Source organism: Saccharopolyspora mangrovi (assembly GCF_035320975.1).
Taxonomy (GTDB): Bacteria; Actinomycetota; Actinomycetes; order Mycobacteriales; family Pseudonocardiaceae; genus Saccharopolyspora; species Saccharopolyspora mangrovi.
The window spans coordinates 441,761-453,606 of the sequence record NZ_JAWLNX010000002.1 but is presented as its reverse complement, the minus strand read 5'-3'; the positions used below and the strand labels follow the sequence as shown (position 1 = coordinate 453,606).

Sequence of the window (11,846 nt, the reverse complement as noted above, 5' to 3'; positions counted from 1 at the left end):
CGAAACCCGTTGCCGGGCGCGGCGGAAGTTGCGCGGGCTCGGTCGGTCGGCGGGGTGGACCGCTGGACACCCCGCCGACCGTGCAACGTTCAGGAGCGCAGTTCGTGCCACCACCACGCGATGGTGGGGATCGGTGGCGCGACCGGATCGGGATTCGATGGCACCGCGCTGAACCCGGGGTGCTCGTCCACGGCGGGTTCGTGCTCGGTGGTGTAGCGCGGGACGCGCAGCGCCCAGTCGATGTTGCCGCGGATGCCCGCCGCGAGGCAGGTCAGGTAGGTGCGCAGCTCCGAGCTCGCGTCGGGCAGGAGCTGTTCGTTCAGCCGGAGAAACACGTGCATGATCCGATCGCGCAGTCCCACGGCTGAAGTCAGCGCCTCATCGACCGAAATGCCCTCGTGATGGGTGAGCACCGTGATGATGTTCTGGTCGGCGTGCCGGTCGCGCTGCTCGCGGCGGTAGGAGTGCAGGTCGTTGTCCAAACCAGCGGTGAGGACGGCGGCTTCGCTCGCGGCGCGCACGGCTGGGTGATCCATCTCGGCAGCGGGCACTTCGGCTTCGTTGGCGATCTCGAGTAGTGCCATGGTCGGGAAACCGCCGCAGCTGCCAAGGCGCATCGCCAGGTAGTCGTTCAGCGGCGGCATGATGCCGTGCGCCTGGTTGCCGATCTGCCAGGCCACGCCGTGCAACCAAGCCCGATGGGCGTCGATGAACCGTCGCACTTGCGTGGGGGTGGCCTGCCGGCGCAGGGACAGTCCGAAGTCGTGCAGCGCGCGCAGGTAGGGGTCTTCGGGCGCGTCCAGGCTCTGCGGCGCTTCGAGCACGCGCTGCACGCGGCCCGCCATCTGGACGAACGCGCCGGGGTTGTCGCTCAGCGGGCCCTCGTCGCAGCGCACGTCGTCGAAGGCGAAGCCCCAGTAGACCCATTTGGCCGCGAGCAGCACGTTTTCATCCGTGCCGTTAGGCGCGAATCTCGAGAAGAATTCAGCGCTGTTGGTTTTCAGCACGTGTCGGCGACGTTTTTCGTCCTCGTACATTCCCAGCTCGTCGATCCAGGAGATCGCGCGTTTCTCGATCGCGTCGACTTGCGGGTGCACGGCGGGGTCCACAGGGCAGTAAAAGGGCGGCAGGGCGAACTTCGTCCTGGCTATGGACACGAACTCTCCTCGTTTCGAATGTGCGGTATGCCCGTGTTTGCCGGGGCGGCCGAGGGACCTGTGTGGGTGCCGGGGCAAGCGTGGTCAGTTCAATTGCGTACCAAAGACCAGAGTTCGCGAGCAAGCGATCACCGCGGAATCCCTAGATGCGCTCCCTGTCAAGGGGTATTGCTGTGATCGTAGATACGCATCGCGCGGATTCGCTTTTCGCGGAAGCGTGTTGGAATCGATCAAGGGTTGCTACGCTTGGTCGACAACTGCGCGCGGTGCGATTTCGGTGATCCCGGTGGCACGCGCGCTCGCCCGCAGCCTCGGGGAATGCGATGCGGAGGTTTTCATGCCCAGTGGGGGGACACTGCGATCGGCCGCTGGCGCGGCACTTCGGAGCACGCCGGGCAGCTCCGTCGAGCCGGCTCTGCAGGAGTTGCGCCGGGACGTGGACGCGAGCCTCGCGCGCTTCCTGGACAGCCAGGTGCGCGACGCGCCCGATGCGTGCGTTCCGCCGCTGGTCGAGGTCGTGCGCGATTTCCTCGCCGGGGGAAAGCGGTTGCGCCCGCTGTTCGCCGCGTGTGGCTGGGCCACCGGTGGTGGCGACCGCGACGATCCCGCCGCGGTGCGGGTCGGGGCGGCCCTGGAGCTCTTCCACGCGTTCGCGCTCATCCACGACGACGTCATGGACTCCTCGGACTCGCGGCGCGGCCAGCCCACCGTCCACCGCTTGCTGGCCGGTCGCGCACCGGACGGCAGCGACGCCGAGCACTTCGGTCTCAGCGCGGCGATCCTGCTCGGTGACCTGTGCCTGGTGTGGTCGGACGAACTGCTGCACGCATCGGGAATCGCACCCGAACGCCTGCACGCCGCCCGATCCGTGCTGAACACGATGCGTACCGAGATCATGGCGGGGCAGTACCTGGACCTGGACGTCACGGCGGTCGGGGACGAGATCGAGGGCGCATGGCGCGTGGTTCGGCAGAAGACCGCCGCCTACACCGTCAAGCGGCCGCTGCAGCTGGGAGCTCTGCTGGCCGGGGCCGACGAGGACGTGGTGCGGCGGTGCGCGGAGTTCGGCGACCCGCTCGGCGAGGCGTTCCAGCTGCGCGACGACCTGCTCGGCGTCTTCGGCAACGAGGTCACGACCGGAAAGCCCAGCGATGACGATCTGCGCGCCGGCAAGTGGACGGTGCTGATGCGCCTGACCTGGCAACGTGCCGACGCGAGCCAGCGCGCCGTGATCGAGGAGTTGCACGGGTCCGCGGACCTGAGCGCAGGGGGAGCGCAGCGGCTGCGCGAGATCATCCGGGACACGGCCGCCGACGCCGAGGTCGAAGCTATGATCAGCGCGCGCTACGAACGCGCCGTGGCCGCGCTGGACGTGCTGGCGCCACCCCCGTGGGCGGAGGCCGCGCTGCTCGAACTGGCCGACCGGAGCACGCACCGCGCTCGGTAACCCGAAGTGTGTCCACTGTGGTGGATGAAGTGGAAGCGGAGAGGAAGGTCGAAATCATGAGTAGTGTGAAGGACACGTTGAAGGACTTCATCGGTAACGTCGCCGATGACGCCAAGCAGGCCTTCGACGAGCTGCTCGACCGGGAGGACGCTGGCAGCGCCACCGCGGACGCCGGACTTCCCGCCGCGGACGCGGTGACCGGGGCCGCCACCGGTGCGGCCGAGAACGCGGCGGCCGTGGCCACCCTGCCCAAGCAGATCGCGGAGTTGACCGACACGGTCAACACGCTGGTGAACACGCTGCAGAACATCCCCGGCGTTGGCGAGGCCGCGGGCGCTGCGGGTACCGCGGCGGAAGCGACCAAGCTCGGCGAGAAGGCGACTAAGGCCGCCACCGGCAAGCGGTGATCGGTCGTGATCGCGGCTGACGGGACGGAGCGGACTTGGGTGCGCAGCGACTCAAGCTGGTGACCGAGGTCCTCTCCGGTCTGTTCAAGAATGAGTTCACGCGCGCCTTGGACGCGCGCCGCACCGCGGACGCGTCGGGTGCCGCACGGGAGAAGCTGCGCGCTCGCGACGTTCGGCTCGGCCTGGAACGGCTCGGTCCGTTCTACGTAAAGCTCGGCCAGATGCTCTCGACGCGTCCGGACATCGTTCCCCCAGCGGTGATGGCCGAGCTGGAGAAGCTGCACGATCGTGTTTCACCGGCACCGTTCAGCACCTTCGAGCCCGTGCTCGAAGGAGAGCTCGGGCCGGACTGGAAGGAGCGGTTCCAGCACGTCGAACTGCTGGAACCGCTGGGCGTGGCGTCCTTGGCCCAGGTCTACGGGGCGACGCTGCGGGACGGCCGCTCGGCCGTGATCAAGATCCAGCGGCCGGGCATCAAGGGAATGGTCCACGAGGACATGCGGATGATGCGCCGCGCGGCGCGGTTGGTCGGCAAGTGCGCCCCGCGGTTCCACTCGGTGGTCGACGTCGAGGCGATGCTCGGGGTGCTCTTCGATGCGATGCGCCCGGAACTCGACTTCAACGTCGAGGCCGCGCACATGGACGAAGCCCGCCGAGCCGTCCGCGATTTCCAGCACCTGTCGGTTCCCGAGGTCGTCTGGGCCAGTGAACGGGTGCTCGTGCAGACCCTCGCGCCGGGCCGATCGATCCGGCACGTGGACCGCGCGAAGATGCCGGTGTCCGAGCGCACCGCGATCGGTGCGGATCTGCTGGCATTCACCTACCACGGCTTCTTCGTGAACCGGATGTTCCACGCGGACCCGCACCCGGGCAACATCTTCGTGCGGCCCGGCGCCCCAGCTTCGCTGATCGATTGGGGCATGGTCGGCCGTCTCGACCGAAGCACCAGCCTGAAGATCATGCTGGTGCTGCTCAACCTCGCCGAGAACGACGGGCAAGCGCTGGCCAAGTCCTGGATCGAGCTCGGTTACGCCACCGAGTGGGCGGACGTGCCCGGCTTCATATCGGACATGTCCGCGCTCACCCCCAAGATCGCCACGGCTTCGCTGGCTGAACTCGACTTCGGGGTCACGCTCACCAGCGTGCTCGAGCGGTCCACCAAGCGGGGGATCAAGACGAACCCGATGATCTCCGTACTGGGCAAGGCGTTCGCCAACATGGAGGGGTCGGTGCGCTGCGTGGCTCCGGAGCTGTCGATCATCGACGTGTTCCACGACCAGATGCGTGGCGTCATGACCGCGCTCGCGCGCGAGCAGAGCTCGACCACCCGCCTGGCTCGGATGGCCACTGAGCTGCTGCTCGATCTCGACGCGGTCCCCGGCCAGCTGCGCACGGTGCTGCGGGATCTGTCCAACCGGGAGTTCGCGGTGCACACCGGGGGCCGGGACGGCGAGCGTGACAGCAGGTTCCACGTTCCGCGCTCACTGATAGCGCTGGGCGGTGCGGCGCTGTGGTTGCACCACCGCCGCAACCGCCCGCGCTGAGCAGCCGCTCGCGCCCGGCCTCCCCGGGCACTACCGCTGGCGGTCGACGGCTTCGCGGAGAGCGGTCGCCAGGTCGTCGATGACGGTGGCTCCGCTGGGGGTGGCTCCGAGCGTCCAGGCGAAGCCGTCGAGCATCCCCTCGTAGCGTTTGGCGGTGACCGGCACGCCGGCATCGCGCAGCGCGTCGGCGTAGGCCTCGCCCTCGTCGCGCAGCGGGTCGAACTCCGCGGTGGCCGCTCACGCGGGCGGTAGGCCGGTGAGGTCGTCTGCGCGGGCCGGGCACGCGTAGGAGTCCTTGCCGAGGTCCTGCGCGCCCCGAGTACCTCAGCGGCAGGGGAGACCGCGCGATCGCCAACGGGCTGAACCGCGACGCCATCCCGTGTCCCTCGGCTCGTCGGCCGGAGCAGAACCGGCACCGGTCGGCTGACGGGTGGCAGGGCAGCACGGTCCGGGCGATCCTCGAGAACTCTCGCTACACCGGCTACGCGTTCTTCGGGCGCTGGACCAGGCAGGAGCAGCTCATCGATTCGGACGACGTGGCCGCCGGGTACGTGATCCGCTTCCGCCGAGCAGGCAGCGAGTCCGTCGTGTACTCCCGCAAGCCTGCGCACCCCGCAGATCGTGAGCGTCGAGGATTTCACCCAGGCCCAGCTGCTGCGCCGTTCGAAGGGCGCGGGCAAGTTGCGGGCCGCTCGCAGGCTCGAACGCAGCGGGCGCCCGACGAAGCGGACGTACTTGTTCCGAGGTCGGGTTCGATGCGGGGTGTGCGGTCGGAAGATGGAAGGCAGCCCGAGGGTGCATGGCATGTACTACCGGTGCCCGGCCCGAGCCTCGCAGGTAGTCGGAACAGTCGAAGCCGCTGAAGCATGGATCGATGCCATGGAGCGCGCGGCGCGTGGCGGTCTCGATCCCAGCGAGAGCACCAAGTCACTCAAGGAATACGGCAACGCCGTGATGAGCCTTGCGTTGAGGGGGCTCGAGCCGAAGACCACGGAACCGTACAGGGCGGGCTGGACCAAGCGCGTCGTGCCAACCATCGGCCACATCCCGGTCCGCATGATCACCAGCGGAGTCGTCGACCGCGCTGCCCACGACTGGATCGCCGATGGCTGCAGCATGTCGACGATTAAGAACACGGTTGCCGTGCTCGTCCGCGTGATGGAGCAAGCGCTCCGTGACGGCATCGTCGACCGAAACTCCGCTCGCGTGGTGGGGTGGCAATCTGAGTTCCGCAAAGCGGAGGACGAGCTAGAAAACCCCCGCGCACTGGCACTACCCGACTGGCAGACGCTGACCACGCTCGCGGATGCGCTGGTCGAGCGTTCTCACGATCAGTACAGGGGCTGGGGCGATGTTGTCAGGTTCGCCGTGTGCACTGCTGCACGCATCGGGGAAGTGTCGGGATGTCGTGTAGCCGATATCGACACACGCACGTGGACCTGGAAGGTGCGACGCCAGACGACAACCGGACCGGGTGGGCTCGTTGACAAGGGCACGAAGGGCAAGCGGGCAAGAACCGTACCGGTCATCCCGGAGATCCGTGATCTGGTGATCCATCGCCTCACCGCGCTGGATGGGAAACCAGACGCCCGTCTGTTCTCTGGCCCGAAAGGCGGCCGGATCAGTACGGCCGTCTTACGGGACACAACGCACTGGTATGACGTTGTTCGTGCTCTCGGCTTCGAACATCTGCGGCGACCTCCGCCACACGGGGCTGACATGGATGGCCGACGCTGGGGTGCCGCTCCACGTCCCGCGCAAGGTGGCCGGCCACGGCAACATCGCCACCACCCAGCGTTACCTGCATCCCGACCATCAGTCGATCATCGAGGCGGGTAACGCGCTGTCGGCGTACTTGACCCGCGATGGAACCACTGGTCCCCAATTGGTCCCCAGCAGTAATTCAACGGCCGATGAGCTCGGACATGTGATCCAATTGAAAAAGGCCCGTTGACCTGCCATTACTCGGCAAATCAACGGACCTTCTCGGCCGTCGGGACGGCGGGATTCGAACCCACGACCCCTTGACCCCCAGTCAAGTGCGAGGTCACCGGCATGCTCAAGCCCGTTTTCCCAGGTCGCTGTGCAGTCTAACCGGCGCAGTAAAAGGGTCCGCCGATACCGATCTCGGGTTGTCACTTTTCCGCAGGTCACACTCACTTTGCGTTGGACTGTACCTCGTACCCGCAGGAACTCGAACGCATCGAGGGTGGTCTCGGAAGCGTCGCGCGAGGTGACTTGACTTTTGGATCCGAACCCGCCGCTGGACCATTGCTGCCGACCGTCAGACCGGGGTTGTCGACGCGCTCCAGGGCGGTTTCAGGCCTGGGCCCGGATGGCCGGTTCTCGGTGGGAAGGGGGAGTGATGCCGACGAGGACGGTACTGCCGCACCCTCGGCCAGACGTCGTCACCGGAGCTCCGCCCGTGATCGGTTTGCCACCGGACCTGAATGTGCGAGTTCCCTGCTTTTGCTAGGAGATCGTGACTGAGCGCGACGTGAGCAGCACGCTTCGGCGGGTTCGATGCGGCCCGTGGTCTGATGCCGGAGGGGAATTCCGAGGCAGGGCAATAGTGACGCGAACTACCAACAGCGCCGGGTTGGTGACCTGCGGGAATGCAATGTTGTGCGCTGCCACTTCGGTGACCTGCAGTGGGTCTGATCGACGGGTGCCGACTTGATCCTCAGCTGAGGTGGTCGAGGGAAGAAGGCGAGCTTGACGCGGCCGAGGTCCACCGTTGCAGCTCTGATGGCCAGGTGATCACGACGTGGGCGCGCAACTCGAACGGATGGAGGCATCCATGAGCAACGTCATCGACACCTTGCCACCCGAGCTCCAGGACGTGTTCACCGCAGTCCTCGACGAGCACGACAGCGACCTGCTGAACTCGCTACGTGCCAGCAGCGAGCCCAGCCAAGACGAACGCGAGGCTGTGGAGGACATCCTGTCCGACGCCTTCAGCGAGCACATCGGCGAGGACGGCGAACCGACCGACCGCGGACGCCTCATCGACGACGTGCTGGGAAAGTTCCTGCTTCGCTGGGCCATCGACGGTTAACCAGTACCGTCTACGATGCTGGAACCGTTTCAGCTCTTTTGAGTGCGTGGTCGGCACAGCTCAGACCACGGAGCTCAACTGTCGAACGGTCTTTGGCTATAGCAGGCCGCGACGATGTGGGCCTTAGTCGGCTGGCGCCCGCTTCGAGCGCGCCACCGCCGACTAGCTTGCCGACCACGTCGACGACCGCATCGACGGCCGCCCCAAGACCGGCGCACGCGACCGCGGCGGCATCGGCGAATCCGGCTCTCACCAGCGGTTGAACGCGGCAACGACGACGCTGCGGCCGGGCTGATCATTCACAAGCAGCACGGGGTTAGCGATCCCTGCTGACCAGAGGGTCACGTGCACGCTCGTCGGCCTCGTTGCGCTCCGTTCGAGTTGACCCCGGTGCGCGTTCCTGTGCGGTTCGCTCGCCGTCGGTATTCGGGACAGTCGGTACGTCGCCACGCATCGTCCTCCCGAGGCCGGGTGCAGCCCGGGCACTGGGTCACGTTGAGCCGCTCGCGGGTTCTCCGGGAACTATTTCTGCCAGCGCTAAGTCAACAGTTTGTTGACCTGGCTGGTCGATCGGTGATTGCCGAGGATTCATGAAAATCCGTCGCGAAAATGCTGCTTGACGGTGCGGGCGCGGCGATTCACACTTCTCACTCACAAAGTGAAATTAGTTTTCCGCATCGAGAAATAAAGGGGGGCTGACGTGGCTCAGCCAGCGCCTTCCGTTCCGCGAAGTCGAGCGCGGAGCGTCCTGTCTTCGCTGTTCGTCCAAGTGCTGATCGCGGCCGTGGTCGGCATCATCGTGGGCCACGTCTGGCCAGATTTCGGTGAGTCTCTCAAGCCGATCGGTGACGGGTTCATCCGCCTGATCAAGATGGTGATCGCGCCCCTGATCTTCTGCGTGGTCGTGGTCGGCATCGCCAAGGCCGGAGACATGCGCTCGGTCGGCCGCGTCGGGCTCAAGGCGCTGATCTACTTCGAGATCGTCACCACAGCCGCGCTCGCGCTCGGCCTCATCGCTGGCAACGTGTTCCAGCCCGGCGCAGGCCTCGGGATCGATCCCTCCACCCTGGACACTTCCGGCGTCGAGGCCAAGACCGAGGGCGAGACGATGCCCGGTCCGGCGGAATTCGTGCTGCACATGATCCCGGAGAGCGCCGTGGCCGCGTTCGCCGACAACGAGCTGCTCCAAGTCCTCCTGCTCGCTGTGCTGTTCGCCGCCGGCTTGCTGCACGTCGGCATCGACCGGGCTCCGCAGGTGTTCGGATTCATCGAGCAGGCCGGCGAGGTCATCTTCAAGATCATCGGATACGTGATGCGGCTGGCCCCCATCGCGGTGTTCGGATCGATGGCCTACCTCATCGGTCAGTACGGCCTGTCCTCGCTGGGCACGTACGCCAAGCTGATCGCCGCCTCCTACGGCTCGGCGCTGCTGTTCATCGTTCTGCTCGGGGTGCTGCTGCGCGCTTTCACCGGTCTGAGCATCATCCGCTTCCTTCGCTACACCCGGGAGGAGTTCGTGCTGGCGGTCGGCACCGCCTCCAGCGAGTGCGTGATGCCGCGGATGATGGAGAAGCTCGAGCACGCCGGGTGCCGCAAGGAAGCCGTCGGGCTCGTCGTGCCGACCGGCTACTCGTTCAACCTCGATGGCGCGTCGATCTACCTGTCGCTGGCCACGCTGTTCATGGCGCAGGCGGTCGGAGTCGATCTGACGATCGGCCAGCAGCTCACCGTGATCCTGGTCCTGATGCTGACCTCCAAGGGGATGGCCGGCATCCCCGGTTCGGCGTTCATCGCGCTGTCGGCGACCGCCTCGGCGGTCGGGGTGATCCCGGTGGCCGCCGTGGCCCTCGTGCTCGGCGCCGACCGCATCATGGACACCATGCGCGTGGTCACCAACCTGCTCGGCAACTGTGTGGCCACCTTCATCGTGTCCAAGTGGGACAACGCGCTCGACCAGAGGCAAGCCCGCGAGGTTCTTGCCGCACCGGAAGACTCAGCCAAGTCGCTCGTGGCGGAGGCCTCCGATCCCGATGCCCCGAGCGAGGCCACGCACAACGGCGACAAGTCGCCGGCGGTCGAGACCGCATCTCCGGTCGAGACGGCGAGGGAATCACCGAGCAAGACCTGATCACCCACAACGACGGAGGTGCCGGGCGGTTCTACATCGTGAGAGCCGCCCGGCACCCGCCATCAATGGCAAATTTGACGAGGTCACCAGCTGCCACCGGAGCCAACCGAAGTGAAATGGCTGGCCGAGCAGGACCGCGTCGTCCTTCCGCGCACGCCTCGATACGCTGCGCTCCAGCGTTGATCACATGCTGTGCGGCCTCATCGGCGATGTTGTCACGGGCAGTTGACCCATTCTTCGGTCTTGTCCGCGAAGACCTGGCGTTTCCAGATCGGCAGGCGGCGCTTGACTTCGTCGACGAGTTCGGAGCAGGCGGTGAAGGCCTGCTCGCGGTGCTCGGCAGCCACGGCACAGGCGAGTGCCACGTCACCGATGCTGAGCAGGCCGATGCGGTGTGACACCGCAAGGGCGTGGACACCGTCGAAGCGGGCCGCGATCTCGTCGGCGACTTCTGCGATCACTGTGGTCGCGGTGGGGTGGCCGATGTACTCCAGTTCCTGGACGCTTCGCTGGTCGTCGTGGTCACGTACGACTCCGCCGAAGGTGACGATCGCACCGGCCGCGTCACGCTCGACAAGCTTCGCCAGTTCCTCGACGCTCAACGGCGTGTCCACGACATCTGCTCGAAACACAGCTCCCGGCTCACGCGTCGGGTGTTGCTGTTGGCCAGTGAACACGGCATCGAGGGTGTCGGGTGGTTCGGAGGCGGCCGGATCTGCGTCAGTCGGCAGGGCGGGCCCGGTCGCGGCGTAGCTGCAGGAGTGTGGCCATGCCGCGATGACCGGACCCGTCCTGTCTTCGTGCCCCCCGTCGGTGGCCCGGTTTGACACCGCGACCACACGAGCTGTGCGCGCCATGGGGTTCTCCGCTCAAAATGTCGTGAATGTTTTGGGGCTCGACCAGAAGACTCACGGGTATTAACCGCACCTTAAGTGATCGCCGATAGGGAGTTCCAATCGGAAATGGAAATGAAGCGATAAGAATCCCTTGTCGGAACTAGGGAAGATTCAGTTTCGGCAACCACCCCGTTGGTCACCCCCAGGATGGATGTTTCCCCTTTTGCTGGCTGATGGAGTCACCGCGTGCCGAACGAACTGCTGCCGCCGGGCACTCAAATGCGGCTGCGTGCAGGAAGGTTGGAACTCCCATGAGTATTGAGCAGGTGGCACATGGCCTGCTGAAGGTTACCCATCACACCGCGATTGCTTGCCTTCCATGGGTAGGCGGCGGTGACGAGAACGCGGCGCGCCAGGCTGCGACCGAGGCCATGCGGCAGCGATTGGGCTGGGTTCCCGGGAGCGGGCGGGTCGTGATCGGCGGGAGCGGATCGGATGGCGCATCGACGCTGTCCCCGGGCGAACTCGTTTCGGCCGGCCCGGGGTTTCGCTTCGAGCTCGCTGTGAACCCGCTCGAAGACAGCAGGGCCTGCGTGCGAGATGCGCAGGGAGCCATGACTGTTGCCGCAGCTGCGGCAACCAGCAGTCTATATGACACAGCTGGGCGGTACATGAACAAGCTCGTCGTGGGACCGGCGGCGGCGACGGCCATTGACATCACCGCACCGATCGAGAAGAACGTCGTGGCGGTATGTGCTGCTCTGGACAAGCCCGTCACCGAGCTTTCGGTCGTAGTGCTTGACAGACCCCGCCACCGGAACCTGGTCCAGGACCTGAAGACGATCGGATGCCGCGTGCGACTCGTCCCCGACGGAGATGTCGTGGGCGCCCTGAACGTTTTGTCTGGCGAGGCGGACATGCTCGCGGGCATCGGCGGTGCCGCAGAGGGTGTTCTCGCCGCTTGCGCAGCCCGATGCCTGGGCGGGTCGATGCAAGCAATGCTTGAACCGCAGTCCGAATCGGAGCTCAAGCAGCTGATCGAGCACGGCGAACAACCAGGCCTGCCGCTGCTCCTCGAACATTTGGTGGCGACCGATGACTGCTGCTTCGTCGTCACCGCGGTGACCGACACACCAATGCTAAGGGCGCCCCGCCGGACCGACCGCAACGCCTGGTCGACCCACTCGCTCCTGGCAACAGCTGCCCAGCCCGGACTGTTGGTGGAAACAGATTGACGGGTCGTTCCTAAGTCCGCACGGCCGGAGTAAG

11 protein-coding genes and 1 pseudogene are annotated in these 11,846 nt (G+C 66.2%); 9 read left to right on the top strand and 3 right to left on the bottom strand.

Annotated features, from left to right (window positions below; translation table 11 throughout):
- Window positions 1-89 precede the first annotated feature (89 nt).
- Window positions 90-1,157, bottom strand: coding sequence for a terpene synthase family protein (locus tag R4I43_RS04670; RefSeq protein WP_324264248.1), 1,068 nt, complete (start codon window positions 1,155-1,157; stop codon window positions 90-92).
- Between the two features lie 436 nt (window positions 1,158-1,593).
- Between R4I43_RS04670 and R4I43_RS04665 the strand changes: the two genes are divergently transcribed.
- Genes R4I43_RS04665 through R4I43_RS04655 form a run of 3 tightly spaced genes read left to right on the top strand, consistent with a single transcriptional unit; the run spans window position 1,594 to window position 4,555 of the window.
- Complete coding sequence (locus R4I43_RS04665; protein WP_324264247.1) at window positions 1,594-2,604, top strand: polyprenyl synthetase family protein; 1,011 nt, start codon at window positions 1,594-1,596, stop codon at window positions 2,602-2,604.
- A gap of 56 nt (window positions 2,605-2,660) precedes the next feature.
- Complete coding sequence (locus R4I43_RS04660; protein WP_324264246.1) at window positions 2,661-3,011, top strand: hypothetical protein; 351 nt, start codon at window positions 2,661-2,663, stop codon at window positions 3,009-3,011.
- 35 nt (window positions 3,012-3,046) lie between these two features.
- The gene (locus tag R4I43_RS04655; RefSeq protein WP_324264245.1) at window positions 3,047-4,555 is read left to right on the top strand and encodes an ABC1 kinase family protein; all 1,509 of its coding nucleotides are present in this window, start codon (window positions 3,047-3,049) and stop codon (window positions 4,553-4,555) included.
- Window positions 4,556-4,585: 30 nt separating this feature from the next.
- Here the strand turns inward: R4I43_RS04655 and R4I43_RS34270 are convergent, their stop codons facing one another.
- Window positions 4,586-4,720 carry a hypothetical protein gene (locus tag R4I43_RS34270; protein WP_407691190.1) on the bottom strand — a complete coding sequence of 45 codons (135 nt, stop codon included), beginning with the start codon at window positions 4,718-4,720 and terminating at the stop codon, window positions 4,586-4,588.
- Window positions 4,721-4,821: 101 nt separating this feature from the next.
- Between R4I43_RS34270 and R4I43_RS04645 the strand changes: the two are divergent.
- The 5 genes and pseudogenes from R4I43_RS04645 to dctA form a co-directional block, all read left to right on the top strand.
- A pseudogene (locus R4I43_RS04645) lies at window positions 4,822-5,010 on the top strand (hypothetical protein); the annotation flags it as partial.
- A 166-nt stretch (window positions 5,011-5,176) separates the two neighbouring features.
- Complete coding sequence (locus tag R4I43_RS04640; RefSeq protein ID WP_324264244.1) at window positions 5,177-6,394, top strand: recombinase zinc beta ribbon domain-containing protein; 1,218 nt, start codon at window positions 5,177-5,179, stop codon at window positions 6,392-6,394.
- Window positions 6,294-6,509, top strand: coding sequence for a hypothetical protein (locus R4I43_RS04635; protein WP_324264243.1), 216 nt, complete (start codon window positions 6,294-6,296; stop codon window positions 6,507-6,509). The genes R4I43_RS04640 and R4I43_RS04635 overlap by 101 nt, the downstream gene beginning before the upstream one ends.
- Before the next feature lie 846 nt (window positions 6,510-7,355).
- Window positions 7,356-7,613: a hypothetical protein gene (locus R4I43_RS04630; RefSeq protein ID WP_324264242.1), complete on the top strand. Its 258-nt coding sequence runs from the start codon at window positions 7,356-7,358 to the stop codon at window positions 7,611-7,613.
- A 769-nt stretch (window positions 7,614-8,382) separates the two neighbouring features.
- Window positions 8,383-9,741, top strand: a complete 1,359-nt coding sequence (dctA, locus tag R4I43_RS04625; RefSeq protein ID WP_407691189.1) for a C4-dicarboxylate transporter DctA — start codon at window positions 8,383-8,385, stop codon at window positions 9,739-9,741.
- 215 nt (window positions 9,742-9,956) lie between these two features.
- Here the strand turns inward: dctA and R4I43_RS04620 are convergent, their stop codons facing one another.
- Window positions 9,957-10,598 carry a molybdenum cofactor biosynthesis protein MoaE gene (locus tag R4I43_RS04620; protein WP_324264240.1) on the bottom strand — a complete coding sequence of 214 codons (642 nt, stop codon included), beginning with the start codon at window positions 10,596-10,598 and terminating at the stop codon, window positions 9,957-9,959.
- Between the two features lie 290 nt (window positions 10,599-10,888).
- Between R4I43_RS04620 and R4I43_RS04615 the strand changes: the two genes are divergently transcribed.
- The gene (locus R4I43_RS04615) at window positions 10,889-11,812 is read left to right on the top strand and encodes a fructose-bisphosphatase class II (RefSeq protein WP_324264239.1); all 924 of its coding nucleotides are present in this window, start codon (window positions 10,889-10,891) and stop codon (window positions 11,810-11,812) included.
- Window positions 11,813-11,846 lie beyond the last annotated feature (34 nt).

Excerpts from the sequence above, each read along its gene's own strand:
- R4I43_RS04615 (WP_324264239.1), top strand. The coding sequence starts at position 10,889 with ATGAGTATTGAGCAGGTGGCACATGGCCTGCTGAAGGTTACCCATCAC.
- R4I43_RS04630 (WP_324264242.1), top strand. The coding sequence starts at position 7,356 with ATGAGCAACGTCATCGACACCTTGCCACCCGAGCTCCAGGACGTGTTC.
- R4I43_RS04660 (WP_324264246.1), top strand. The coding sequence starts at position 2,661 with ATGAGTAGTGTGAAGGACACGTTGAAGGACTTCATCGGTAACGTCGCC.
- R4I43_RS04620 (WP_324264240.1), bottom strand. The coding sequence starts at position 10,598 with ATGGCGCGCACAGCTCGTGTGGTCGCGGTGTCAAACCGGGCCACCGAC.